We start from the raw sequence: 25,995 nt of genomic DNA on the forward strand, positions 1-25,995 counted from the left end.
CCTGCGCCGGACACCCGCTCACGGAGCGTGAGGTGACGACCGTTGCCGCCCCAGGTCGCGGCGGCAGCGGTCCCGGACTCCACGGTGGGCCGTCGGCCGCCGGGAGAACCGCTTCCACGGAGCATCGTGCTGGACGGAGGGCTCGGTCTGCAACCGGTTCGGCACACTTCGGCCCGGTCCATTTTGTGACGACGAGCTCCGCTTCGCCCCGGAGATGATCACGGTGCGTAGTGGTTCGTTCGATTGCGGCGCACGGGGACGCGCGTAGCGGCGCGCAATGGTGAGTGATGTGCGCCCCCGGGCGCGCGCCCGGGGGTCGTGCCGGGGTGCGGCAGCCGGCCCCGGGCGTCCCCGGAGCCGACCGCCCCACCTCGCGGTCCAGTCGCGGCCGGGGTCGCTGTCCCCTGCTGGCCGGCCGCGGCACCCGCGCACGGTCCCACGGCGCGCCGCGCCCGGTCTGGCCGGAACGACGGCGGCGCCACGTGCGCGGGTGGACTGGAGTGGAGCTCCACGCGTGGTCCTGCGTGACGGGCGGCGGCGCCCCGCGCCCGGGGCGGAGGCGGCGCGTCTGGCGGGCGCGGCGCGGTCGCACGTCGTGTGAAGCAACGAAGCGCGGGCCCGCCCGGTCACGGTCGCTTGGACGTGCAGACGAGTGAAACCGGGCTGCCCGGTAGAATCGGGCTCAGACACCCCCACCCGTCGCCGTCGCGGCCCCTGCCCGGGACGCGTGCCGAGCGACACCCTCGATACCGCTGCCGGAAGGCCGTCTGTGTCCGCTGCAATTCCCGTCCAGTCCGTACCTGAGACCGACACCGTGCTGGTCGTCGACTTCGGTGCCCAGTACGCCCAGCTCATCGCCCGCCGGGTGCGTGAGGCCCGGGTCTACAGCGAGATCGTGCCGAGCTCCATGCCGGTCGCCGAGATGCTCGCCAAGAACCCGAAGGCGATCATCCTGTCCGGTGGCCCGTCCTCGGTCTACGAGGAGGGCGCGCCGCAGCTCGACCGCGCGATCTTCGAGGCCGGCGTCCCGGTGTTCGGCATGTGCTACGGCTTCCAGCTGATGGCCAAGACGCTCGGTGGCACCGTCGACAACAGCGGCGCCCGCGAGTACGGTCGCACCCCGCTGACCGTCAGCCGCTCCGGCTCCACCCTGTTCGAGGGCGTCCCGGCGAAGCACTCGGTGTGGATGTCGCACGGCGACGCCTGCTCCGCGGCGCCCGAGGGATTCACCGTCACCGCCTCCACCGACGTGGTGCCGGTCGCGGCCTTCGAGAACGACGAGGCCCGGCTCTACGGCGTCCAGTACCACCCCGAGGTGCTGCACTCCGACCACGGCCAGCAGATCCTCGAGCACTTCCTCTACCGCGGTGCCGGCCTCGCCCCGACCTGGACGACGGGCAACGTCGTCGAGGAGCAGGTCGCGCTGATCCGCGCGCAGGTCGGCACCAAGCGCGCGATCTGCGGCCTGTCCGGCGGCGTGGACTCCGCGGTCGCCGCGGCCCTGGTCAACAAGGCCATCGGCGACCAGCTGACCTGCGTCTACGTCGACCACGGCCTGATGCGCAAGGGCGAGACCGAGCAGGTCGAGAAGGACTTCGTCGCGGCCACCGGCGTGCAGCTGAAGGTCGTCGACGCGGCCGAGCGTTTCCTGGACGCGCTGAAGGGGGTCACCGACCCCGAGGAGAAGCGCAAGATCATCGGCCGCGAGTTCATCCGGGTCTTCGAGCAGGCCCAGGCGGAGATCATCGCCGAGGCCGGCGAGCACGGCGAGTCGGTCGACTTCCTGGTCCAGGGCACCCTGTACCCGGACGTCGTGGAGTCCGGCGGCGGCACCGGCACCGCCAACATCAAGTCCCACCACAACGTTGGCGGCCTGCCCGAGGACCTCCAGTTCCAGCTGGTCGAGCCGCTGCGCAAGCTGTTCAAGGACGAGGTCCGGATGGTCGGCCAGGAGCTGGGCCTGCCGGAGGAGATCGTCCAGCGCCAGCCGTTCCCGGGCCCGGGCCTCGGCATCCGCATCGTCGGCGAGGTCACCAGGGAGCGCCTGGACCTGCTGCGCGAGGCCGACGCCATCGCCCGCGAGGAGCTGACCGCGGCCGGTCTGGACCGCGAGATCTGGCAGTGCCCGGTCGTGCTGCTCGCCGACGTGCGCAGCGTGGGCGTGCAGGGCGACGGCCGCACCTACGGTCACCCGATCGTGCTGCGTCCGGTGTCCTCCGAGGACGCCATGACCGCGGACTGGTCGCGCCTGCCGTACGACGTGCTGGCCCGCATCTCGACCCGCATCACCAACGAGGTCCGCGACGTCAACCGCGTCGTCGTGGACGTCACCAGCAAGCCGCCGGGCACCATCGAGTGGGAGTAGGCACTCCCGCCGGCCCGGGCGTGCGACGCCGGACCGGAGCCTGAACGGCCGCGCCGTCGTTCCCTTGACGAGGGAGCGACGGCGCGGCCGTTGGCGGTTCCGGGGGGTCCGCGTGGGGCGGACCTCCCACCGAAAGCGTTCAGGAGCGGGCAGAATGCGGACCGGACCTGTCAGGAGCGGCAGGCCGCGAGGGAAGGTGTGAGGCATGTCGGAGGCTGGCAACTCCGTGACGGTCGACGGGGGCGCGGCCGGCCGGGCGGACCGGGCGGCCCAGCGGCGGGCGTTCGCGACCCGGTTCGCGATGCTGCCGCTGCGGCTCTTCCTCGGCGTCACCTTCGTCTACGCGGCCCTCGACAAGCTGTCCGACGCGCACTACCTGGCCGGAGCCGGCGATCCGGCGTCGTTCGTCTCGCAGACCCGGGCCGTCAGGGCCGCCAGTCCCGTCTCCCTCCTGCTCGGCCCCGCGCTGGACGCGCCGACCCTGTTCGCGCTCCTCGTCGCCTTCGGCGAGCTGGCCGTGGGCCTCGGCACGCTGCTCGGCCTGTGGGGCCGGGTGGCGGCGCTCGGTGGCGCGGCGATCAGCCTGAGCCTCTGGCTGACCGTCAGCTGGAACGTCTCGCCGTACTACCTCGGCAACGATCTGGTCTACCTGCTGGCCTGGACACCGCTCCTGCTGGCCGGCACCCCGGAGCTCTCGGTGGACGGCTACCTCGCCCGGCGCGCCGGGCGGGACCGCGAGCGCGGGCTGGACGAGGAGCACGTGCGGCGCCGGGCCCTGATGGACGGCGGGATCGCCGCGGTCGCGATCGGCGGCGCCGGACTGCTGACCGGCTCGCTCACCCGGACCTTCGGGCGGGACAAGGCGGCGGCGCCCAAGCAGTCCGCCGCCCCGGTCGCGACCCCTTCCGCACCCGCCGGGCCGGCTCCCTCGGTGGCCGCCGCGAGCGTGCCGGTCGGCGGCTCGGCCCAGGTCAAGGACCCGGCGACGGGCGACGCCGTCTTCATCGTCCAGCCCAAGGCGGGCCAGTACTGCGGCCTCTCGTCGGTCTGCACGCACTCGGGCTGCGCGGTGGACGCCCCGAAGAACGGCCAGCTGTACTGCCCGTGCCACGGCTCGCGGTTCGACGCGGCCACCGGCGCGGTGGTCAACGGTCCGGCCACCAAGCCGCTCGCCAGGTACACCGTCACGAAGAGCGGCGACAAGCTGAACCTCGGCCCGCAGCAGAGCTGAGCCGCCGGCCGGGCGGGCCGGGGCGTGTCTAGTCCGCGTCGTCGGACCGGCCGCGGCGGGCCACCGCCGCGACCGCGCCGGCCAGGCCGCCGGCACCGAGCACGATGAAGGTGACGGGGATGACGATCCGTCCGTTCACCGACTGGTCGTTGACCGCCGCGACCAGGTAGACCACCGCGATCACGGTGAACAGCGCGCCCGCGACCAGCGAGAACAGGTCGATCCGGTGCTTCCTCACTTCTGGACCACCTTGATGTTGCCGAGTCCGACCTCCAGCATGAGGTCGAGCGTGCCCTTGGACGGCCGGTCGGTTCCGGGGTGGATCTCGTAGGTGTGGCGGCCGGTGCTGTCGTTCCCGTCGCTGCCGGGGACGCTGATGCTGCCGAGCGCCATCTGGGTGACCACGTTGACGGTGACGTCGGAGGGCACTACGACCGTCAGGTCGCCCGCGCCCATCTCCACCCGGCTGGAGAGGTCGGCTCCGGCCGGGTCGAGCGCGCTCAGGTCGAGCCGGGCCTGGCCGGCCCCGAGGCCGTACTTCTCCTTGAGCTGGGACGCCGAGGCGACCGTCCAGGTGCGGTCGCCGAAGGCGTTCTGCAGCGAGTTCGGCGAGCGGCCGACGAAGACCAGGCCCAGGGTGAGCAGCAGGCCGATCACGGCCAGCTTGCGGGCCCGGCCGAACTTCGCGCCGACCAGCAGGGTCAGACCGACCACCAGCAGGGCGGTGGCCAGGACCGTCGAGCTCACCACGGTGATGCTGTTGTGGCCGACGGTGGCGGACCAGACCGCGGCGCCCGCGCCGATCGCCAGCAGGAATCCGAAGAAGCCGAGCGCCGAGCGTTCCTTCGGGTGACGGACCACGGTCGGCTTCGGCGGCGCCGCGGGGCCCGCCTTGCGCAGCGGGTCCCCCTCCGGCAGGTCGGTGCGCTGCCACCACGGCTGGGACGGCGTGCCGGGCGGGGGCACCGGGGTGCCGTACGGGGGCGTGGTGCCGGCCTTCGGCGCGCCGCTCCTGGGCGGTGTGCCCGTGGCGCCGTACGGGTTCCGCTCCGGGTGGCGCGGGTCCCACAGGTAGCCGGTGGGGCCGGGGGCGGGGGTGTCGGCGGGGACGGTGCCGGCGGCGCGCTCGGCGGCGTGCCGGGCGCGGGCCGACTCGCCCTGCGGCACGTCCTGCCGGGGCCAGACGTACGGGGAGCCGGATGCCTCGGCCTCGGGGAAGTAGCGGTCGTACGGGCCGCCGCGGCGGCGTCCGCGGGCCCGGCGGCGCTCCGGGTCGTAGCGCACCGCCAGGAAGACCAGCGCGGCGAGCAGCAGGAGCGGGAGCATCTGGTCGCCGTCGCCCATCGAGGAGAAGAACACCCCGGTGCCGATGACGGTCAGGAGCACCGCTCCGACCGACTGGCCGTCCACCCGGCCGGTGAGCACCCGCTGGAGCTCGGTGCGCCCGCCGCGGCTGCCGACCCTGCCGTCCGGCGAGCCCTCGGTCGGGACGATCAGCCAGGCCAGGCCGTACAGGAACAGGCCGAGCCCGCCGGAGAGGCAGAGCACGACGGTGACGACGCGGAAGACCACCGGGTCGATGTCCAGGTGCCGCCCGAGGCCGCCGCAGACGCCGGCCACCACGCGGTGGTGCTCGGCCCGGGTCAGCGGCGGGCGGTCGGGTTCCGGCGGGGCGGCGGGCCCGGCGTCCTGGATGCGGTGGTCCTCGGTCATGGGCACCATCCTCCCGGGCCGGGCCGCCGGGCCCAACCGGTACCAGCCCTGTCCGCACCCTGACTTGTCCCTGATAAGCGGTAGGGACCCACCCTGATGCGCCCGCGGGCGCCCGCGTGGAACCATCGGTGGCGTGGCAGCACCCGGTACCGATCCCCGTCCCCTCGCCCCCGACGCCCCGCCGCCGTCGGGCGGCGACCCGAACGCCCCCGACGGCGGCCGTCCGCCGTACCGCCGGCTCTACCGCAGCCCGCACGGGCGGATGCTCGGCGGCGTCGCGCACGGCCTCGCGGTGCACCTCGGGCTGCCGGTGCGGTGGGTGCGGCTGGCGTTCGTGCTGCTGTTCTTCGCGCAGGGGATCGGCGGACTGCTGTACGCGGCGTTCTGGTTCGTGGTGCCGATCGGCATCGGCGAGCCCTCGCAGCGCGGCGCGCAGTGGGTGTACGTCAACGGCACGTTCGTGCCGGCCGCGCAGTGGCAGGGTCCGAGCACGCCGCTGACCAAACCGGGGGCCGGCACCGGCTGGGTCGGTCGGCTGCGCGAACTGCTCCAGCACGCCCTGCAGGGCGAGCCGGTCGTGCAGACCGCCGCCGCTGCCGCCGCCGAGGGCGAGGCCCCCGCCCGGCCGGCCAAGGGCGGCCTCGGCCAGCTCGCCGCGCTGGTCATGACCGTCATCGGCGTGATCGCGCTGCTCAACGTCCTCGGCTGGCAGACCGCCAAGCCGTACACCTGGCCGCTGCTGGCGATCGGCGTCGGCGTCGCGCTGGTGTGGCGGCAGGCCGACGACTCGCGCTGGCAGCGCTGGTTCGGCCTGGAGGAGGGGGAGAAGCGGCGCGGCGCCTACACCCGGGTCGGCGCGGGCGTCCTGCTCGCGGTGGCCGGCACGATCGCCCTGCTCGCCATGCAGGGCAGCGGCTCGACGCTCGGCTCGGTCGTCGAGGCCTCGATCGCGGTGCTCGCCGGCGTGCTCGTGCTGCTCGGCCCGTACGGGCTGCGGCTCTGGCAGGACCTCGGGGCCGAGCGGACCGCCCGCATCCGCGCCCAGGAGCGCGCCGAGATCGCGGCGCACATCCACGACTCGGTGCTGCACACCCTGACCCTGATCCAGCGTCGGGCCGAGGACCCCAAGGAGGTGCTGCGGCTGGCCCGCTCTCAGGAGCGCGAGCTGCGGCTGTGGCTGTACCGCCCGGAGGCCGCCGCCGAGGCCGCGCCGGAGACCATGGCGGAGACCCTGCGCTCGGTCCTCGCCGAGGTCGAGGACCGGCACGGCGTCCCGGTCGAGCTCGTGATCGTCGGTGACTGCCCGATGGACGAGAAGATCGCGGCGCAGATGCAGGCCGCGAGGGAGGCGACCGTCAACGCGGCCAAGTACGGTGGCGGGGGACCGGTCCAGGTCTACGCGGAGGTCGAGGGGAGGACGGTGTCGGTGTTCGTGCGCGACCACGGCCCCGGCTTCGACCCCGACACGGTGCCCGAGGACCGGATGGGTGTACGGGAGTCGATCATCGGTCGGATGAAGCGCAACGGCGGCACCGCACGGGTGCGGCCCGCGCCGGACGGCGGCACCGAGGTCGAGCTGGAGATGGAGAGAACGAATGACTGAGGCAGCGCCGGAGCGCACCGCTCGGGTCGTGCTGGTGGACGACCACCGGATGTTCCGGACCGGGGTCAGGGCCGAGATCGGGCGCACCGCGGAGACCGGCATCGACGTGGTCGGGGAGGCGGACGACGTCGAGTCGGCGGTCCGCGTCGTCGCCGAGACCCGGCCGGACGTCGTGCTGCTCGACGTCCACCTGCCCGGTGGCGGCGGCGTCGAGGTGCTGCGGCGCTCGGCGGGGGTGATGACCGGCGAGCAGTCGGTGAAGTTCCTCGCGCTGTCGGTGTCGGACGCGGCCGAGGACGTCATCGGCGTCATCCGCGGCGGCGCGCGCGGCTACGTCACCAAGACGATCACCGGGAACGACCTGGTCAACGCGATCTTCCGGATCGCCGACGGCGACGCGGTGTTCTCGCCCCGGCTCGCGGGCTTCGTCCTGGACGCCTTCGCGGCCACCGACACCCCGCCGGTCGACGAGGACCTCGACCGCCTCACCCAGCGCGAGCGCGAGGTGCTGCGGCTGATCGCGCGCGGGTACGCGTACAAGGAGATCGCCAAGCAGCTGTTCATCTCGGTGAAGACGGTCGAGAGCCACGTCTCCGCCGTCCTGCGCAAGCTCCAGCTGAGCAACCGGCACGAGCTCACCCGCTGGGCCACCGCGCGCCGCCTGGTCTGAGCGCCGTCCGCACGAGCCCGTCCGTCCCGGGGGATTTCCCGGGGCGGACGGGCTTGTCGGTGCGTGGCCATAGACTCGGAGTGCCATGAGTAGCCTCTTTGACGACCTCCCGCTCCCCGGTTTCGAGGCCCCCGCCGCCGGGTCGAAGCAGCCCGCCGCCGCCCCCCTCGACGAGGAGCCCCCGCCGTTCGAGGACGACGTCCCGTACGACGCGTACGAGGAGGCGATCCCGGAGGGGCTCTTCCACACGGACCACACCGCCGAGGCCGAGCGCGACGCCTGGTACCGCAACGGCGCCGCCCGGACGGTGGTCGACCCGGCCCAGCTGCTGGAGGGCATGAACGACCCCCAGCGCGAGGCCGTCCTGCACGCCGGCTCGCCGTTGCTCATCGTGGCCGGCGCCGGCTCCGGCAAGACCCGGGTTCTCACCCACCGCATCGCCCACCTGCTCGGCGCCCGCGGCGTGCAGCCGGGCGAGATCCTGGCGATCACCTTCACCAACAAGGCCGCCGGGGAGATGCGCGAGCGCGTCGAGCAGCTGGTCGGCCCGCGCGCCCGGGCCATGTGGGTCTCCACCTTCCACAGCGCGTGCGTGCGGATCCTGCGCCGCGAGTCCAAGGTGCTGGGCTTCACGTCCAGCTTCTCGATCTACGACTCGGCCGACTCCCAGCGGCTGATGTCGCTGGTCTGCCGCGACCTCGACCTGGACCCCAAGCAGTTCCCGCCCAAGTCCTTCACGGCGAAGGTCAGCAACCTCAAGAACGAGCTGATCGACGAGGAGACCTTCGCCGACCAGGCCGCCAACCCGATGGAGAAGAAGCTCGCCGAGGCGTACGCGCTCTACCAGCGGCGGCTGCGCGAGGCCAACGCGCTCGACTTCGACGACATCATCATGACGACGGTGAACCTGCTCCAGGCCTTCCCCGACGTCGCCGAGCACTACCGCCGGCGCTTCCGGCACATCCTGGTCGACGAGTACCAGGACACCAACCACGCCCAGTACATGCTGGTCCGGGAGCTGAGCGGGGGCTCCGTCGCCGCCGCGCCCAAGCGCACCGTGGACGGGGAGTTCGTGAACCCGGCCGCCGCGCACCTCGCCGAGGTGCCGCCCGCCGAGCTGTGCGTCGTCGGTGACGCGGACCAGTCGATCTACGCCTTCCGCGGCGCGACCATCCGCAACATCCTCCAGTTCGAGGAGGACTACCCGAACGCGACGACGATCCTGCTGGAGCAGAACTACCGCTCCACGCAGACGATCCTGAGCGCCGCCAACGCCGTCATCGAGCGCAATGCCAACCGGCGCGAGAAGAAGCTCTGGACGGCCGGCGACCACGGCGAGAAGGTCGTCGGCTACGTCGCCGACGACGAGCACGGCGAGGCCCAGTTCATCGCCGACGAGATCGACCGGCTCACCGACAAGGGCGAGGCCAAGCCCGGCGACGTCGCGATCTTCTACCGCACCAACGCCCAGTCCCGCGTGTTCGAGGAGGTGTTCATCCGGGTCGGCCTGCCGTACAAGGTCGTCGGCGGGGTGCGCTTCTACGAGCGCAAGGAGGTCCGGGACGTCCTCGCCTACCTGCGGGTGCTCTCCAACCCCGAGGACACCGTGCCGCTGCGCCGGATCCTCAACGTGCCCAAGCGCGGCATCGGCGAACGGGCCGAGGCGATGATCGACGCGCTCGCCTCGCGGGAGCGGATCTCCTTCCCCCAGGCGCTGCTGCGGGTCGACGAGGCGTACGGGATGGCCGCGCGCTCGGCCAACGCGGTCAAGAAGTTCAACACGCTGATGGCCGGGCTGCGCCAGGTCGTCGAGTCGGGCGCGGGCCCGGCGGCGGTGCTGGAGGCCGTCCTGGAGGAGACCGGTTACCTGGCCGAGCTCCAGTCCTCCACCGACCCGCAGGACGAGACCCGGGTGGAGAACCTGCAGGAGCTCGCCTCGGTCGCCCTGGAGTACGAGCAGGACCCGGGCGAGCGACCGGACGCCGGCGAGGAGGGCGCGCCGCCGGTCGGCTCGCTGGCCGACTTCCTGGAGCGGGTCGCGCTGGTCGCCGACTCCGACCAGATCCCGGACGAGGACGAGGAGGGCCAGGGCGTCATCACGATGATGACCCTGCACACCGCCAAGGGCCTGGAGTTCCCGGTGGTCTTCCTGACCGGCATGGAGGACGGGATCTTCCCGCACATGCGGGCCCTCAACCAGGTCAAGGAACTGGAGGAGGAGCGCCGCCTCGCGTACGTCGGGCTGACCCGGGCGCGCGAGCGGCTCTACCTGACCCGCTCGGTGCTGCGCAGCGCATGGGGGCAGCCGGCGTACAACCCGGCCTCGCGGTTCCTGGAGGAGATCCCGGAGAACCTGGTGGAGTGGAAGCGGACGGGGGCGGCGCAGGCGCCGGCCGCTCGCGGCTTCTCCTCGGGCTCCTCGTGGGGCAAGTCCTCCTCGGGGGGCGGCGGTTCGCGCTCGGGTTCGTCGGCCTCGGCCTCGCCGAAGGCGGGCTGGGGGCAGTCGGCGCGACGCTCGGGCAAGGTCGTGGAGCGCGAGGCCGTCTCGCTCGCGGTCGGGGACCGGGTCACCCACGACACCTTCGGGCTCGGCACGGTGGTCGCCGTCACGGGTGTCGGCGACCGGGCCCAGGCCACGGTGGACTTCGGCACGGAGGGGCGCAAGCAGCTGCTCCTGCGCTACGCGCCGGTGGAGAAGCTCTAGGACCAGGACCGCGCCGGCGGCGGGCCCTTCGGGCCCGGCCCGCTAGCGCGGGTCCAGGCCGTTCGAGAGGAACCAGGGCAGCGGGTCGACCGGCCCGCTGCCCGGCGGCCGGATCTCGAAGTGCAGGTGCGGGCCGGTGCTGTTGCCGCTGCTGCCGACGAAGGCGATGACGTCGCCCTGCTTCACCGGGCCCTTGCGGACCTTGTAGCCGCGCAGGTGGCAGAACCAGGCCTCGGTGCCGTCGTTCATCTTCAGTATCGACATGTAGCCGTAGAACGGGTTCCACTGCGTGCGGATCGTGCCGTCGGCGACGGCGTAGACCTCGGAGCCGCCGTCCACCGGGAAGTCGATGCCGGTGTGGCGGTTGGCCCAGTGGGTGCCGGCCGCACCGAACAGTTCGCCGAGGCCGTGCTGGGCGACCGGCATGACGACCTTCGGCTGCGGCGCGGGCGGTGGCGCCGGCTGGGCGGTCGGGGCGTCCGTGGGTTGTGCGCCGGCCAGCGGCTGGCGGGCGTCGCCGCGCGAGGCCTGGGCGTGGTCGCCGCCGGCCGCGACGGCCTGCTGGGCGGTGACCTTGGCGGCGGTGGTGTCCGGGGCGTCGGCCGCCGTCGCCTGCGGGGGCACCTGGCCGGCCTCGTCCTGCACCACGGTGATCGCCGCGGCCGCGGCGACCCCGAGCGCGGCCACCGACGGCACCGCGACCCGGAACAGAGCGGCCCGGGTGGCCGCCTTGGCGGCGCCGCGCCGCTGCGCGCGGGACTGCTCCCGGGCGGCCACGCGCAGCTCCGCACGGGTCGGACGGGCGGCTGCGTCGGGAGCCATCGGGGGCTGCCTCCTCGGTGGGCCTCGGTCACGTCGTCGGGCGAGGGAAAACAGGCGTGACTGTATCCGTACGTTCCGTGCCCCCGAAAAACCTCCGCTTGTCAAGAGGTCGGGCGGGGGTCCGTGCGGTGGGCCGGAGGTGGGTATACCCACTGGTAGGAAGGGGTGGGCCTGTGATTTTGCCCTCCTCTTGAGGGGTGGCACGGTCAACCGGCCCGGGTGGCGCTAACCTCCCCTCAGGTTGGTTATTGACCGTTAACGCGCCCACGGCCCACGAGGCCCGGTGGGTTGGTGGACGACGAGGTCCAGGAGGCAGTCATGGGTGTGTCAGGGCCGATCCGTGTGGTGGTGGCCAAGCCGGGGCTGGACGGTCACGACCGCGGCGCCAAGGTCATCGCGCGCGCCCTGCGCGACGCCGGCATGGAGGTCATCTACACCGGGCTGCACCAGACGCCCGAGCAGGTCGTGGACACCGCGATCCAGGAGGACGCGGACGGCATCGGTCTGTCGATCCTCTCGGGCGCCCACATGACGCTGTGTGCGCGGGTGCTGGAGCTGCTGAAGGAGCGCGACGCGGCCGACATCAAGGTGTTCTGCGGCGGGATCATCCCGGACGAGGACATCGCCGAGCTGAAGGCGATGGGCGTCGCGGACATCTTCACCCCGGGCACCCCGACCCGGGACGTCGTCGCCTGGGTCGAGGCCAATCTCCGCGCGGCGGGCTGATCTTCGCCCGCATCGTCGGGTGAGCGGGCCGGTCCCCGGGCGGGGGCCGGCCCGCTTTCTCGTGCCGCGGGCCCGGCCCGGGGACCGGGTTCCACCCGGGCCCGGGCCGGGCTCACGCCCCGAGCTCGGCGAGCATCGCCTCCCGGAAGCGGAGCGTCCCGGCGAGGCGGGCGAAGGTCTCGGCCCACGCGGAGTCCGGCGCGGCGCCGGCGGCCAGCTCCTCGACGGCGCCGGCCGTCTCGGGGGCCAGCGCGCGCTCCGTCATCCCGAGCACGCCGCTGTGGCTCCACGGGTACGCCCCGGAGGCGGCGGCGCGGGACAGCGCGGTGACGACCGCGGTGGACAGCGGCGGCGTCCACGGCGTGGTGCACGCGCCGAGCAGTTGGAAGGCCTCGCCGAGGCCGTGCACCTCGATGAACGCGGCCGTCCAGGCGGCCCGTTCGGCGGGCGGCAGGACGGACAGCAGCTTGGCGGGCGCGCCGGTGGCCCGCGGCGCCCGCGCCCGGCCCGCGCCGCGGACCGGTGGGACGGGCGCCGGGCCGAGCAGCGCGCGGGCCCAGTCGGCGTCGTGCTGGCGGACGGCGGCGCGGGCCCAGGCCTCGCGGAGGTCGTCGGCCCAGCTGCTGCTGGTCTCGTCGATGCTGTCGCCGACCCGCAGGGCGAGCAGCTGGTCCGGCGTCAGGCCCGTCGTCTCCGGCCAGGTGGAGAGCGGCGCCGCCGCGACCACCTCGCCGAACCACCAGGCCCGTTCGCCGCGCCCGGTCGGGGACTTGGGAGGTATGCCGTCGCGCTGCATGGCCGCGTCGCACTCGGCGGGCGGGGTGACCAGCAGGTGCGTGCCCGACTCGGCGAGGCGGACGGCGGCGGTGGCGCGGACGGCCATCCGCCGGGCGAGCGCGGAGCCGGGGAGGGTGGAGAGCAGCTCGGCGGCCGTCGCCCGGACGTTCTTGCTGCGGTCACCGAGAGCGGCCTCCAGGAACGGCTCGTCCTCGGGGGAGAGGCCGTCCTGGAGGGCGTCCAGGAAGAGCAGCCGGTCCTCGGCGCGCTCGGTCGGCCATGTGCTCCGCAGCAGGGCGAGGCCGGCCGCCGGATCGCGGCGGCGCAGCAGCGTGAGGTGGGTGACGCGCTCGGCGAACAGGCCCTCGTGCCACAGGCGGTCGTCCGCGGGCTGCGGCGGCGCGCCGGGCGCCGTGGTGCGCAGGACGTAGCGCCAGTCCGGGTTCCGCACGGCCAGCCAGCGGCCGAGGGGGCCGGCCAGGGCGACGCCGTCCTGGCGCAGTTCGCTGCGGGCGCGGGCGGCATCGAGCAGGGCGGGCACCAGGGCGGCCGGCGGGCGCAGGCCCCGCTCGCGGGCGGCGGCGAGCCACTGCGGCAGCAGCTCGGTGAGGTTGGCGAGGGTGCCGGCGCCGCCGGTGGCGCGGCCGGCGAGCAGGACGGCGAGCCGCCGGGCCGCCGCCGGGGGCAGCTCGGGGCGGCCGTCCTCCGGGGCGGGCGGGCCCGGCGGCTCCACGGCCGGGACGGGCAGGGCGCCCGCGCGGCGCCGGACGGTCGCGAGCGCGGCGAGTTCCAGCAGGGCGGTGGCCGGGTCGTCCCGGTCCACGGACTCGGCGAGGGGCAGGGCGGTGTCCGGGAGCGGGCGGCGGTCGGTGCCGAGGAGGGCGGTGGTGTGGAGGGTCTCCCACGGGTCCTGGGTGGTCGTCATGTTCTGCTCCTAGACGGTGGTCAGGCCTATGGGGCGGTGGTCTCCGGGCCAGGCGGTGACCGGGGCGAAGCCCTGGTGGCCGTACTCGCCGAAGACGGTGAGCGGGCGGCCGGTGGACACGGCGGCCAGGCGCCACAGGGCGGCCTCCGGGACGGCCGCGGGGCGGACGGGGACGGTGTGGTGGCCGTCCGTCAGGCGCCAGCCGTCCGGGGTGAGGACGGGGACGACGCCGGTGAGGACGGTGGGCCAGGCGTCCAGCCACGGGTCGTCGGCGACGGCGGTGCCGTAGCCGGCCACCGCCTCGGCGACGGACAGGCCGTCCGGCGGGGCGGCCGGGCCGGGCGCGGGGGCGCCGTACCGGGTACCGAGGGCGGCGCGCAGCGGTCGGGCAGCGGGGTGGAAGGCGAGCTCGGCCTCCAGCGCGTGGCCGGTGGGCAGGGAGAGGTCCGGGGCCTGGCCGGGGCGGCCGAAGGCGAGCAGCAGGGCCGGGCGGCCGGTCTTGGCACCGCGCAGCCAGAGCCGGCGGGTGGTGAGCCGCTCGTCCCCTCCCTCGCCCATGGGCGAGGTCCGGCTGCCGAGGACGAGCCAGCGGTCCCGGACCGTCGGCCCGGCGAGCAGTTCGGCGGTGTCGGTGGTGTAGCCGACCCTGGTCCGCACCGTCGCCGCCAGCCCGGTGGGCAGCTCGTCGAGCCGGGTGGCGGCGGTGGCGAGCAGGTGGAGCATCGCGTACTCCTCCAGGAGCCGCTCCTGCGGGAGGCCGTCGAGCTCGCGGACCCGGGCGGCGAGGCCCGGCGCCTGGGCGTCGACCATCCGCGCCGCCACCTCCTCCCACGGACCGGCGGTGGACCGGTCGGCCAGGCCGTGCCGGATCCCGTCGGCGAGCCGCATCCGCAGCTCGGCCGCGCCGGCGGCGACCCGCGCGCCGCGCCGCTCGGCCCGGCGGCGGGCCGCGGCCGGATCGGCGGGGGCCGCGGGGGCGGCGGCGCGCCGCTCGGCCCGCTCGCGGCGGGCGTCGAGCCAGGCGGCCGCCCAGTCGGCGGGCTCGGCGGCGGGGACGGCCTGCGGGGTGCCGCTCCACAGCAGGAGGAGTCCGAGCGCGTGCTTGCACGGGAACTTCCGGCTCGGGCAACTGCACTGGTAGGCGGGCGTGGCGAGCTCGACCACGGTGCGGTACGGCGTGCGCCCGCTGCCCCCGCACTCGCCCCAGACCGCGGCGCCGTCGGTGCCCGGGGCCGACCAGGGCGCGGGCGTGGAGAGCTTGCCGGCCGCCTTCTGCGACGCGGCGTCAGGCGCCAGGGACAGGACGTGTTCGGTGCTCCAGCGTTCCTCCATGGCACCGACCGTAGGCGGCGGCACTGACACTCCCTCACCGCCCGCCGCGGATTGTCAGTGCCCGGGTGCAGGGTGGCACCCGCAGGCCGGAGTTGCCCTCCCGTCACCCGCCGCCCCGCCGTCACCGTGCCCGGCGGCCGACCCGAAGGAGCCCCCATGACCGACGTTCTGCGGCAGCACGCCGAGGACGCCTTCGCCGGTGAACTGGCCGCGCTGGCCGCGCAGGACGACCGTCCGCGCCCCGAGCGCTGGAAGCTCTCGCCCTGGGCCGTGGCGACGTACCTGCTCGGCGGCGAACTGCCCGACGGCACCCGGATCACGCCCAAGTACGTCGGCCCGCGCCGCATCGTGGAGGTCGCCGTCACGACGCTGGCGACGGACCGCGCGCTCCTCCTGCTCGGCGTGCCCGGCACCGCGAAGACCTGGGTGTCCGAGCACCTGGCCGCCGCGATCAGCGGCGACTCCACCCTGCTCGTGCAGGGCACCGCCGGCACCCCCGAGGAGGCCGTGCGCTACGGCTGGAACTACGCGCAACTGCTCACCAACGGGCCCAGCCGGGACGCCCTGGTGCCGTCGCCCGTCATGCGGGCGATGGCGGACGGCAAGCTCGCCCGCATCGAGGAGCTGACCAGGATCCCGGCCGACGTGCAGGACGCCCTGATCACCGTCCTGTCCGAGAAGACGCTCCCGGTGCCGGAGCTGGGCTCCGAGACGCAGGCCGTGCGCGGCTTCAACGTGATCGCCACCGCGAACGACCGGGACCGCGGCGTCAACGAGCTGTCCAGCGCGCTGCGGCGCCGCTTCAACACCGTCGTGCTGCCGCTGCCGGCCTCGCTGGAGGAGGAGGTGGACATCGTCACCCGCCGGGTGAGCCAGCTCGGTCGCTCCCTGGACCTGCCTGAACTGCCGGGCGGTGCCGAGGAGATCAGGCGGGTCGTGACGGTCTTCCGCGAGCTGCGCGCCGGGATCACGGTCGACGGCCGGACGAAGGTCAAGACGCCGGGCGGCACGCTGTCCACGGCCGAGGCGATCTCGGTGGTCACCAACGGCCTGGCCCTGGCCGCCCACTTCGGCGACGGCGTCCTGCGCGCCGCGGACGTGACGGCAGGCATCGTCGGCGCCGTCGTCCGCGACCCGGTCGCGGACCGGGCGGTGTGGCGCGAGTACGTCGAAGGGGTGGTGCGCGAGCGCGACGGCTGGAAGGACTTCTACCGCGCCGCCCGCGAGGTGGCCGCATGACCTCCCCCGGCACGACCGCACCGGGCACGGCCACCCCGGACGTGACCCTGCTCGGTGTCCGCCACCACGGCCCCGGCTCGGCGCGGGCGGTGGGCGCCGCCCTCGCGCGGCTGGCACCGGACGCGGTGCTGATCGAGGGCCCGCCCGAGGCCGACGGCATCGTCGGGCTGGCCGCCGAGAAGGACATGATGCCGCCGGTCGCGCTGCTCGCCCACGCGGTGGACGACCCGGCACGGGCCGCGTTCTGGCCGTACGCCGAGTTCTCCCCGGAGTGGGTGGCGATCCGGTACGCGGTGGAGCGGGAGCTGCCGGTCCGCTTCATCGACCTGCCCGCCGCGTACGGCTTGGCCGACGAGCCCGCCGCCGACGCTCCCGGGGCCGCCGACGAGCCCGCCGCCGACCCGATCGCCCTGCTCGCCGAGGCCGCCGGCCACGACGACCCGGAGCGCTGGTGGGAGGACGTCGTCGAGCACCGCACGCCCGGCGCGGACGCCCTGGCGCCGTTCGCGGCCGTCGCCGAGGCGATGGCCGCACTGCGTGCCGAGGGCCTCGCCGAGTCCCACCGGGACCTCGTGCGCGAGGCGTACATGCGCCAGCAGATCCGGGCCGCCCGGCGGGCCGGGCACCGGCGGATCGCCGTCGTCTGCGGGGCCTTCCACGTGCCCGCCCTCGCCGAGCTGCCGACCGTCGCCCACGACCGGGCGCTGCTCGCGCGGCTGCCGAAGAAGACCAGGACGGACATCACCTGGGTGCCCTGGACGCACCGCAGGCTCGCCCAGTCCGCCGGGTACGGCGCGGGCGTCGAGTCGCCCGGCTGGTACCACCACCTGTACGCGGCCGGGGCCGACCCGGTGCCGCGCTGGCTCGCCCGCGCCGCCGAACTGCTCCGCGCCGAGGACCACCCGGTCTCGTCCGCGCACGTCATCGAGGCGGTCCGGCTCGCCGAGACCCTCGCCGCCCTGCGCGGACGCCCGCTGGCCGGGCTCACCGAGACGCTGGACGCCGTCCGCGCGGTCATGTGCGACGGCTCGGACGTCGCGCTGGAGCTCGTCCGCGACCGCCTGGTGATCGGTGACGCCCTCGGCGGGGTCCCGGACGCCGCACCGGCGGTGCCGCTCCAGCGCGACCTCGCCCGGCTGCAGCGCACGCTGCGCCTCAAGCCCGCGGCCGCGCCCCGGGACCTCGACCTCGACCTGCGCAAGGACACCGACGCCGCCCGCTCCCGCCTGCTGCACCGACTACGGCTGCTCGGCGTCGAGTGGGGCGTGCCCGCGCGCTCCGCCGTCGCCTCGACCGGCACCTTCCGGGAGAGCTGGCGGCTGTGCTGGCAGCCCGAGTTCGCGGTCCGGATCGCCGAGGCCGCCCAGTGGGGCACCACGGTCGAGGACGCGGCCACCGCGAAGGCCGTCGCCACCGCCCGCGCGGCCGACGAACTCGGGCAGCTCACCGGTCTGGTGGAGACCTGCCTGCTGGCCGGACTGTCCACCGCCCTGCCCGCCGTCATGCGGGTGCTCGCCGACTGCGCCGCCCTCGACACCGACGTGGCCCACCTGGCCGGCGCGCTGCCCGCCCTCGTCCGCGCGCTGCGCTACGGCGACGTGCGCGGCACCGACCACGGCGCGCTCGGGGGGGCCGCCACCGGCCTGGCCGACCGGGTCTGTGTCGGCCTGCCGCCCGCGTGCGTCGGCCTGGACGCCGCGAGCGCGGCGGACCTGCGCACCCGGCTCGACGAGGTGCACGGCGCGGTCGGCCTGCTCGCCGCGGACGGCCTCGCCGACCGCTGGGCCGCCGCCCTGCACGCGCTGGCCCGCCGCGAGCCCGCCGGCGGCCCGGCCACCGGGGTCCCCGGCCTGCTGCGCGGGCGCGCCGTCCGGCTGCTGCTGGACGACGGCCGGCTCGACACCGAGGAGGCCGGCCGCCGCCTGCGCCTGGTCCTCTCCGCCGCCGGCGCACCGGCGGACGCGGCAGGCTGGGTCGAGGGCTTCCTCTCCGGCGGCGGCGCCCTGCTGCTGCACGACCCCCGGCTGCTCACGCTGCTCGACGAGTGGCTGACCGGCGTCTCCGACACGGCCTTCACCGACGTCCTGCCGCTGCTGCGCCGGACCTTCAGCGGCCTGGAGGCGGGTGTGCGCAGCACCGTCGGCGCCCGGGTCGCGGCCGGCCCGCTCGACGCCGAGCCGTCCGGCGAGCCCGCCGCCGGCGAGCTCGACCGGGCCAGGGCCGACGCCGCCGTGCCGGTGGTGGCCCTCCTGCTGGGCGTCCGGCCGTTCATCCCCCGGCAGGTCGCCGGCCGCAACAGCTGAGCCGCCAGCCCCTCGAACGCCCCCTCGAAAGCCCTCGCGAAGGAGGAGCACATGACGACCACGACCGACGAACGCCTCCGCCGGTGGCGCCTGGTGCTCGGCGGCGAGGCCGACGGCACCGGCTGCGCGCTGCGGGGCCGCGACGCCGCGATGGACGGCGCGCTCGCCGCGCTCTACCGGGCCGTCCCCGACGAGGCCGCCCGGCCCGGCCGGGCCGGGCGCCGCAGCGCCGGGCTCGGCGGCTCGGCCCCGCAGGTGGCCCGCTGGCTCGGCGACATCCGCAGCTACTTCCCTTCCACCGTCGTGCAGTTGATGCAGCAGGACGCGATCACCCGGCTCGGCCTGGACCGGCTCCTGCTGGAGCCCGAGATGCTCGCCGCCGTCGAGCCGGACGTCCACCTCGTCGCCACCCTGCTCTCGCTCAAGCACGCCCTGCCGGAGACCACCAGGGAGACGGCCCGCGCCGTCGTCGGCCGGGTGGTGGCCGAGCTGGAGCGCCGGCTGGCCGACCGGACCCGGTCCACCCTGGGCGGCGCCCTCGACCGCAGTGCCCGGGTGCACCGGCCGCGCCACCGCGACATCGACTGGGACCGCACCATCCGGGCCAACCTGAAGAACCACCTGCCCGAGCACGGCACCGTCGTCCCCGAGCGGCTGGTCGGCTACGCCCGCGCCCGGCGCGCCGTCCGCAAGGACGTCATCCTCTGCGTGGACCAGTCCGGTTCGATGGCGGCCTCGGTCGTCCACTCGGCCGTCTTCGGCGCGGTCCTCGCCTCGATGCGCACGCTCGACACCCGGCTGGTCGTCTTCGACACCTCGGTGGTCGACCTGACCGAGCAGCTCACCGACCCGATCGACGTCCTGTTCGCCACGCAGCTGGGCGGCGGCACCGACATCAACCGCGCCCTCGCCTACTGCCAGTCGAAGATCACCCGTCCGGCGGAGACGATCGTCGTCCTGATCAGCGACCTCTACGAGGGCGGGGTCCGGGACGGGATGCTCCGGCGGGTCGCCGCGATGAAGGCGGCCGGCGTCCAGTTCGTCTCCCTGCTCGCGCTCTCCGACGAGGGCGCCCCCTCCTACGACCACGCCCACGCCGCCGCCCTGGCCGCCCTCGGCGCGCCGGCCTTCGCCTGCACCCCCGACGCCTTCCCGGAGGTCATGGCGGCGGCGATCGAGAAGCGGCCGATCCCCCGGCACCTGATCGAGGGGGCCGAGCAAGGGGTCTGACCAGGCGGCCCGTCGGATTCACCCGGACGTGCGAATCCGCCCGACCGGCGGACCGGGCGTCGGTCACGCCGCTTTAGGCTGTCTGTGACGGTTCTCACCAAAGACGGGCCGGTCCCGGGCGAAAGAGTCCCGTCCCACGGGGATAACCTGCCAGACGGACGTGACGCGCGTGTTGATTGACGTGTGCGCCCGTGGCTGTGTGGGCCGCAAGGCCGTACCTCTGCGTACCCGCACCGCCCCGACGACCCGCAGCGAAGATCCTGCCGTGGCACGCTCGTAGAGACACAATCCGCGACCACGAACAAGGACAAACACGTGGACCTGTTCGAGTACCAGGCGAGGGACCTCTTCGCCAAGCACGGCGTGCCCGTGCTTGACGGCGACGTCATCGAGACCCCCGAAGCGGCTCGCGCCATCGCCGAGCGCTTCGGCGGCCGCGCCGTCGTCAAGGCTCAGGTGAAGGTGGGTGGCCGTGGCAAGGCCGGTGGCGTGAAGCTCGCCGCCGACCCGGCCGACGCCGTCGCCAAGGCCGAGCAGATCCTCGGCATGGACATCAAGGGCCACACCGTTCACAAGGTGATGCTCGCCCAGACCGCCGACATCAAGGACGAGTACTACGTCTCGTTCCTGCTGGACCGCACCAACCGCACCTTCCTGGCCATGGCCAGCGTCGAGGGCGGCGTGGAGATCGAGGTCGTCGCCGAGGAGAACCCCGACGCGCTCGCCAAGATCCCGGTCGACGCCAACGAGGGCTGCACCCCGGAGAAGGCCGCCGAGATCGTCGCCGCGGCGAAGTTCCCGGCCGAGGTCGCCGACCAGGTCGCCGAGGTCCTGCAGAAGCTGTGGAAGGTCTTCATCGCCGAGGACGCCCTCCTCGTCGAGGTCAACCCGCTGATCAAGTCCGGTGACGGCAAGATCATCGCGCTCGACGGCAAGGTCTCCCTGGACGAGAACGCCGAGTTCCGCCAGCCCGAGCACGAGGCCCTGGAGGACAAGGCCGCGGCCAACCCGCTGGAGGCCGCCGCCAAGGCCAAGGGCCTGAACTACGTCAAGCTCGACGGCCAGGTCGGCATCATCGGCAACGGCGCGGGCCTCGTCATGAGCACCCTCGACGTGGTCGCCTACGCCGGTGAGAAGCACGGCGGCGTCAAGCCCGCCAACTTCCTCGACATCGGTGGCGGCGCGTCCGCCGAGGTCATGGCGAACGGCCTGGAGATCATCCTGGGCGACCCCGACGTCAAGTCGGTCTTCGTCAACGTCTTCGGCGGCATCACCGCCTGCGACGCGGTCGCCAACGGCATCGTGCAGGCGCTGGAGCTCCTCGCGAGCAAGGGCGAGAACGTCTCCAAGCCGCTGGTCGTCCGCCTGGACGGCAACAACGCGGAGCTGGGTCGCAAGATCCTCGACGACGCCAACCACCCGCTGGTCCAGCGCGTGGACACCATGGACGGCGCCGCTGACCGCGCCGCCGAGCTGGCCAACAAGTAAGGAAGGGGACTTTCACACCATGGCTATCTTCCTTACCAAGGACAGCAAGGTCATCGTCCAGGGCATGACCGGCGCCGAGGGCATGAAGCACACCCGCCGCATGCTCGCCTCGGGCACCCAGATCGTCGGCGGTGTCAACCCGCGCAAGGCCGGCACCACGGTCGACGTCGACGGCACCGAGATCCCGGTCTTCGGCTCCGTCGCCGAGGCGATGGAGAAGACCGGCGCCGACGTCTCCGTCCTCTTCGTGCCGCCGGCGTTCACCAAGGCCGCCGTCATCGAGGCCATCGACGCCGAGATCGGCCTGGCCGTCGTCATCACCGAGGGCGTCCCGGTGCACGACACCGCCGCCTTCTGGGCCTACGCCGGTTCCAAGGGCAACAAGACCCGGATCATCGGCCCGAACTGCCCCGGCCTGATCAGCCCCGGACAGTCGAACGCCGGCATCATCCCGGCCGACATCACCACCTCCGGCAAGATCGGTCTGGTCTCGAAGTCGGGCACCCTGACCTACCAGCTCATGTACGAGCTGCGCGACATCGGCTTCTCCTCGGCCGTGGGCATCGGCGGTGACCCGGTCATCGGCACCACCCACATCGACGCCCTCAAGGCGTTCCAGGAGGACCCGGAGACCGAGCTCATCGTCATGATCGGTGAGATCGGCGGCGACGCCGAGGAGCGTGCCGCGGCCTACATCGCCGAGCACGTCACCAAGCCGGTCGTCGGCTACGTCGCGGGCTTCACCGCCCCCGAGGGCAAGACCATGGGCCACGCCGGCGCCATCGTCTCCGGCTCCTCGGGCACCGCCCAGGCCAAGAAGGAGGCCCTCGAGGCCGCCGGTGTCAAGGTCGGCAAGACGCCGTCCGAGACCGCCCGCCTGGCGCGCGAGATCATCGCCGGCTGACCCCAGCCCGGCCGACGAGTGCCCCCGTCCGGTTCGCCGGGCGGGGGCACTCGCCTTCTCGCACGTCCCGTCAGCGCGCCGGGGTGCAGGGCAGCGGCGCCCAGCGGGCGCACGTCGGCGGGCCCTGCGGCGGCGGGGCCTCCGCCCCCTTGGCCGCCGGCAGCTCCCACAGCGCGATCGCGCGCGGCGGCGGGTCCACCACCACCGCCTCCAGGCCGGGCGTCGGGCTGCACCACAGGCTGCTGATCCCGCCGGCCGGCCCGCCCGGCGCCACCGGCACGCCGGGCTCGGCCGTGTCCGCCTGGACGCACACCGACGGCGCCGGCTGTTCCGGCTCCCGGAACAGCGCCGCCGGACGGCCGCCGACCAGCGTCATCATCGCCGCGCCGCCCACCGACGCCGTCAGCGCCGCCGCCGCACCCGTCAGGACCAGGCTCCGCAGCCCGTGCCGGGCCCGGAGCACCGGCACCGCGGGCCGGTGCGGCTCAGGGCACCCGCGCACGGCAGCCCGGTGCAGCAGCCCGCTCAGCCGGTCCGCGAACCCCGGATCGGCCGGATCCGGCCCCGCCAGGTCCGGCACCCACTGCGCCAGCGCGGCCCGGGCCGCCCACACCCGCCCCTCCGCCGCGGCCAGCGTCGACTCCACCTCCACCGCGACGGCCGCCGCCGGCAGCCCCAGCCCGTCGTGCAGCACCAGCGCGCGCCGCTGCGGCCGGGACAACCGCTTCAGTGCCTTCAGCAGGGCCCGGTCCCGGTCCGTCAGGCGGTCGTGGTCCGGCAGCACGGCCTGCGACTCGTCGGCCGGGCGCACCTTGATCCGCCGGTGCGGCAGCCGCCACGCGTGCGCCCGGCGCGGCCCGCCCCGGTGCCACGGCGACAGCGCCAGCTCGGACGCCCGCACCCTCACCCACCCCTCCGGATTCCCGGAGCCGGCCACCGCGTCCCACGCGCGCCGCGCCTCCCCGAACGCCCGCCGCACGCAGTGCGCCGCCCGGTGCCGGCACGCCGTCAGCAGGAAGACCTGCTGCACGAGCCGCGTGTGCGAGGTCTCGTACAACTCCTCGAACGTTCCCGGGCCGGCGTCGTCGCGCGTGCCGATCCGCGGCCCGGGGTCGGCCGGCCGCGCGTCGGGCCGCTGCTCCGCCCCGGCTTCGTGGCGCTTCGCGGGGATCCGCCGCTGCTCGGTGGCGGCGGGGGCGGTGCGGGCTGTGCGGCCGCTGTCGGTGCCTTCGGCCGGGCGGCCGGGCGCCGTGGCGGGCTCGCGGCGCGGCTGCTCCGCGGCGCGGGCGGCGGACCGGGGGCGCTCGCCCGGCGGGGCGGCCGTCTTGGCGGGGGCCGCCCTCTTGGTGGGTGCCGCCGTCCTGGCCGGGGCAGCAGTCCTGGCCGGGGCAGCCGTTTTGGACTGGGCCCCGGCCGGGGGCTTCCGCCGGACGGCCGACGGCGCCTCGGCCGGGTCCGCGCCGAGGCGCTTCGCCAGGGCCACCGCCTCGGCCTCGGTGGCGGCACCCAGCTTCTCCATGGCGCGGCGCAGGGCGGCGCGGGCGCCGCGGGGCAGGGGGTGCCCGGCGACGAGCTGGGCGAGGGCCTCGGTCTCACGGGGAGTCAGTTTCCGCGTGCGGGGTGGCGTGGTCATCAGACGCTCCGGGCCGGGGCGCCGACGGCTTGGGGGCAGGGTCTGAAAATGCGCATAAGCCAATAATCTGGGACACGACGGCGGTTTGCCGCTTCACGGAGCATGGCGAGTCGCCTTGGCACCATGAGGCGCATGACGCAGCTGATGGGCCGTCCGATCCTGGAGGTGCCGGGCGAGCTGGGTGCTCGCCCCGCCCTGGCCGACCTCCTGGCGGGGGTGCGGACGGCGCTCGTCGGCCTCGCGGTGGTCGGAGTGCCGGTGTTCGGGCTGTGGGTGGTGACGCCGTACGCGGACGACGGCGCGGCCGGTGCGTCGCGGCTCGTGGGGGCGCTGTGGCTGCTGGGGCACGGCGCGCCGCTGCTGCGCGGGGGCGCGGGGGCGCCGCTGACCGTCACCCCATTGCTCATCGGTCTGCTGGCGGTGGTTCAGCTGTTCCGGGCGGGCGCCCGGGTGTCGGCGCGGAGGGGTCTGCGGTCGTGGTGGGGCGGCCCGGTGGCGGTGTGGGCGGGGTACTGCGGGGTGGCGGTCGCGGTCGTGGTGCACTGCGCGGGAGCCGGACTGTTCCGCACGCGGGTGCTGCCGGACGTGCTGGTGGTCGGGCTGCTGGCCGCGCTCGCGGTCAGCGCGGGGGCCCGGTCGACGCGCGAGGTCCGCGAGCCCGACGAGCCCTATGGGGCCTATGAGCCCCACACGTCGTACGGGCCGGACGGGCCGGACGACTCCGACGTGCTCGGGGCCGCGTTCGCGGGCCGTCTCCTCGACCGCCTCCCCGCGCACGCCCGTCCGGCGGACTGTGCGGAGTCCGTCCGCCGTGCGGCGCTCGCGGCCGGGGCCGGGCTGGTGGCGGCGGGCGGAGTGCTGGTCGCCGCCGCGGCGGTGTCGGACGCGGTGACCGGCGGCGGCCGGGGGATGGCGGTGCTGGACCGTGGCCCGACGGCCGTCGTGGGGCTGGTGCTGCTGGCGGTGGTGCTGCTGCCGAACGCCGTCCTGTGGGGAGCGGCGTACGCGCTGGGGCCGGGGTTCGCCGTGGGGGAGGGGACGGCGGTGGCGCCGGGCGGCACGGTGCTCGGGCCGGTGCCGGACTTCCCGCTGTTCGCGCTGCTCCCGGAATCCGGCCCGGGCGGCTGGCGGCTCGCGGCGATCGCGCTCCCCGTCCTGGCCGGGGCGGTCCCGGCGGTGCTGCTCGGCCGGGCCGCGGCCCGGCGCGCGTGGCAGCCGGCCGCGACGGCCGTGGCGGCCGTGCTGGCGGCGCTGCTGACGGGTGTCGGGGCGGCCGCGCTGGGCTGGTTGTCCGGCGGCGCGCTGGCGGGCGGGCGGATGGCCCGGCTGGGACCGGTGCCGTGGTGGGCGGGCCTGGCGGCGGCGGGCTGGTTCGTCGTGGTGGTGGTGCCCGGGGCGCTGCTGGTGCGCCACCGGGCGCTGGGCCCGGCCGCTCCGGGAGCCGGGGTCCTCGCGGGCCTGGCCGGCCACGCCCGCCGGAGCGGCTGGCAGCTGCGCGCCCGCGCGCACGCCGCGGTGCTGCGGCTGAGCGGACGCGCCCCCCGAGCGTCGGAGGACCGACCCTAGGGCGAGTCCTCGGGCTCAGGCCGGGTGCCTCGACGCCGGGGCACGCGCCTCGCCGCGCTTCCCGTCGGTCGCCGATGTCCCCCGGCCTCCGCCGTGCGATGCACGCAGCCAGACGCCGCGGTCCTCCGGCCCGAGCCGAAGGACACGCCCTAGTTCCGGCCGTTCCCGACCAGGTCGACGTACCACTGCGGCGCGAGCCGGCTGCAGTTGTCGGCGCCGACCGTCGTCAGCGAGTCGCGGACGCAGGTCACGTAGTCGTCGTAGTAGAGCCCGAGGCCGATCACCGAGGACGCCACCACGACGGTCATCGCGCCGGTGAGCACCCCGGCGAGCGCGGCCGGCGTGAGCGGGTTCGGCCCGGCGGGCGCGACGCCCACGGCGGTGGACGGCCGGGGGGCGCGCATCGCGCCGATGCCCCACACGATGCCGAGCGCCCCGACGAACAGGGCCACCCAGGTGACCCCGGCGAGCACGCAGATCAGCGCGAACAGCCCGGCGAGCGCCGCGTTGCGGGCCTTGCGCTGGGCCGGGTCGGTGGGGTCGAGCCGCGGCGGCTGCGGGACCGGCGGGCGGGGCTGCCGGCCGTCGCCGCCGGACCGGCCGGGGCCCTCGCCGTCGGGGCCGTCGCCGCCGTCGGCGGACCGGGGGGCGCGCGGCTGCCACGGCTGGTCCGGGGCATCCGCCGGCGGCGGCGCGAAGGGGTTGCGCTCGCCGGGGTTGTCACCGCTGCTCATGGTTTCCGCCATTCCTTCTCGGTCGGTGGG

The 25,995-nt window shown here is 75.1% G+C and carries 19 protein-coding genes; 12 read left to right on the forward strand and 7 right to left on the reverse strand.

Annotated elements, in window-relative coordinates:
* Positions 1 to 769: 769 nt before the first annotated feature.
* Positions 770 to 2,365 carry a glutamine-hydrolyzing GMP synthase gene (guaA, locus tag AB0C76_RS09985; RefSeq protein ID WP_359962365.1) on the forward strand — a complete coding sequence of 532 codons (1,596 nt, stop codon included), beginning with the start codon at positions 770 to 772 and terminating at the stop codon, positions 2,363 to 2,365.
* Positions 2,366 to 2,570: 205 nt separating this feature from the next.
* Complete coding sequence (locus tag AB0C76_RS09990; RefSeq protein ID WP_359962367.1) at positions 2,571 to 3,596, forward strand: Rieske 2Fe-2S domain-containing protein; 1,026 nt, start codon at positions 2,571 to 2,573, stop codon at positions 3,594 to 3,596.
* A gap of 28 nt (positions 3,597 to 3,624) precedes the next feature.
* Here the strand turns inward: AB0C76_RS09990 and AB0C76_RS09995 are convergent, their stop codons facing one another.
* Both AB0C76_RS09995 and AB0C76_RS10000 read right to left on the reverse strand, forming a co-directional pair.
* The gene (locus AB0C76_RS09995; RefSeq protein WP_359962370.1) at positions 3,625 to 3,834 is read right to left on the reverse strand and encodes a hypothetical protein; all 210 of its coding nucleotides are present in this window, start codon (positions 3,832 to 3,834) and stop codon (positions 3,625 to 3,627) included.
* Positions 3,831 to 5,309, reverse strand: coding sequence for a PspC domain-containing protein (locus AB0C76_RS10000; RefSeq protein ID WP_359962372.1), 1,479 nt, complete (start codon positions 5,307 to 5,309; stop codon positions 3,831 to 3,833). Before AB0C76_RS10000 ends, AB0C76_RS09995 begins: the two co-directional genes overlap by 4 nt.
* A gap of 133 nt (positions 5,310 to 5,442) precedes the next feature.
* Between AB0C76_RS10000 and AB0C76_RS10005 the strand changes: the two genes are divergently transcribed.
* The 3 genes from AB0C76_RS10005 to pcrA all read left to right on the forward strand — a co-directional run bounded on the left by AB0C76_RS10005 (position 5,443) and on the right by pcrA (position 10,286).
* Positions 5,443 to 6,912, forward strand: coding sequence for a PspC domain-containing protein (locus tag AB0C76_RS10005; protein ID WP_359962375.1), 1,470 nt, complete (start codon positions 5,443 to 5,445; stop codon positions 6,910 to 6,912).
* Positions 6,905 to 7,582: a response regulator transcription factor gene (locus AB0C76_RS10010; protein ID WP_329927624.1), complete on the forward strand. Its 678-nt coding sequence runs from the start codon at positions 6,905 to 6,907 to the stop codon at positions 7,580 to 7,582. The genes AB0C76_RS10005 and AB0C76_RS10010 overlap by 8 nt, the downstream gene beginning before the upstream one ends.
* A gap of 85 nt (positions 7,583 to 7,667) precedes the next feature.
* Positions 7,668 to 10,286: a DNA helicase PcrA gene (gene pcrA / locus AB0C76_RS10015; protein WP_359962377.1), complete on the forward strand. Its 2,619-nt coding sequence runs from the start codon at positions 7,668 to 7,670 to the stop codon at positions 10,284 to 10,286.
* 42 nt (positions 10,287 to 10,328) lie between these two features.
* Here the strand turns inward: pcrA and AB0C76_RS10020 are convergent, their stop codons facing one another.
* Positions 10,329 to 11,108, reverse strand: a complete 780-nt coding sequence (locus AB0C76_RS10020; RefSeq protein ID WP_359962380.1) for a M23 family metallopeptidase — start codon at positions 11,106 to 11,108, stop codon at positions 10,329 to 10,331.
* 318 nt (positions 11,109 to 11,426) lie between these two features.
* Here AB0C76_RS10020 and AB0C76_RS10025 point away from each other — a divergent pair, with 318 nt between their 5' ends.
* A complete protein-coding gene (locus tag AB0C76_RS10025) occupies positions 11,427 to 11,834 on the forward strand; it encodes a cobalamin B12-binding domain-containing protein (protein ID WP_153460947.1) in 408 nt (135 codons plus the stop codon).
* A 112-nt stretch (positions 11,835 to 11,946) separates the two neighbouring features.
* Here AB0C76_RS10025 and AB0C76_RS10030 read toward each other — a convergent pair whose 3' ends face one another.
* A complete protein-coding gene (locus AB0C76_RS10030; RefSeq protein WP_359962383.1) occupies positions 11,947 to 13,536 on the reverse strand; it encodes a DUF5691 domain-containing protein in 1,590 nt (529 codons plus the stop codon).
* 9 nt (positions 13,537 to 13,545) lie between these two features.
* Positions 13,546 to 14,868, reverse strand: coding sequence for an SWIM zinc finger family protein (locus tag AB0C76_RS10035; RefSeq protein WP_359962386.1), 1,323 nt, complete (start codon positions 14,866 to 14,868; stop codon positions 13,546 to 13,548).
* Positions 14,869 to 15,024: 156 nt separating this feature from the next.
* On the opposite strand from AB0C76_RS10035, the gene AB0C76_RS10040 reads away from it, so the two are divergent.
* From AB0C76_RS10040 to sucD, 5 genes are all read left to right on the forward strand, one after another.
* Positions 15,025 to 16,107, forward strand: coding sequence for an AAA family ATPase (locus AB0C76_RS10040; RefSeq protein ID WP_359962388.1), 1,083 nt, complete (start codon positions 15,025 to 15,027; stop codon positions 16,105 to 16,107).
* Entirely contained in the window at positions 16,104 to 18,410 is a 2,307-nt protein-coding gene (locus AB0C76_RS10045) for a DUF5682 family protein (RefSeq protein ID WP_359962391.1), read from the forward strand. The genes AB0C76_RS10040 and AB0C76_RS10045 overlap by 4 nt, the downstream gene beginning before the upstream one ends.
* Positions 18,411 to 18,461: 51 nt before the next feature.
* On the forward strand, positions 18,462 to 19,640 hold the full coding sequence (locus AB0C76_RS10050) for a VWA domain-containing protein (RefSeq protein ID WP_359962394.1): 1,179 nt from the start codon (positions 18,462 to 18,464) through the stop codon (positions 19,638 to 19,640).
* Between the two features lie 315 nt (positions 19,641 to 19,955).
* Positions 19,956 to 21,128, forward strand: a complete 1,173-nt coding sequence (gene sucC / locus AB0C76_RS10055; protein ID WP_359962397.1) for an ADP-forming succinate--CoA ligase subunit beta — start codon at positions 19,956 to 19,958, stop codon at positions 21,126 to 21,128.
* A 19-nt stretch (positions 21,129 to 21,147) separates the two neighbouring features.
* Positions 21,148 to 22,032 carry a succinate--CoA ligase subunit alpha gene (gene sucD, locus AB0C76_RS10060; RefSeq protein WP_350573897.1) on the forward strand — a complete coding sequence of 295 codons (885 nt, stop codon included), beginning with the start codon at positions 21,148 to 21,150 and terminating at the stop codon, positions 22,030 to 22,032.
* Between the two features lie 70 nt (positions 22,033 to 22,102).
* Here the strand turns inward: sucD and AB0C76_RS10065 are convergent, their stop codons facing one another.
* Positions 22,103 to 23,665, reverse strand: a complete 1,563-nt coding sequence (locus tag AB0C76_RS10065) for a hypothetical protein (protein WP_359962401.1) — start codon at positions 23,663 to 23,665, stop codon at positions 22,103 to 22,105.
* Positions 23,666 to 23,797: 132 nt separating this feature from the next.
* Between AB0C76_RS10065 and AB0C76_RS10070 the strand changes: the two genes are divergently transcribed.
* Entirely contained in the window at positions 23,798 to 25,231 is a 1,434-nt protein-coding gene (locus tag AB0C76_RS10070; RefSeq protein ID WP_359962404.1) for a DUF6350 family protein, read from the forward strand.
* 149 nt (positions 25,232 to 25,380) lie between these two features.
* Here the strand turns inward: AB0C76_RS10070 and AB0C76_RS10075 are convergent, their stop codons facing one another.
* Positions 25,381 to 25,965: a hypothetical protein gene (locus AB0C76_RS10075; protein WP_359962407.1), complete on the reverse strand. Its 585-nt coding sequence runs from the start codon at positions 25,963 to 25,965 to the stop codon at positions 25,381 to 25,383.
* Positions 25,966 to 25,995: the final 30 nt, after the last annotated feature.

Origin of the sequence: Kitasatospora sp. NPDC048722 (genome assembly GCF_040650235.1) — a bacterium.
Taxonomy (GTDB): Bacteria; Actinomycetota; Actinomycetes; order Streptomycetales; family Streptomycetaceae; genus Kitasatospora.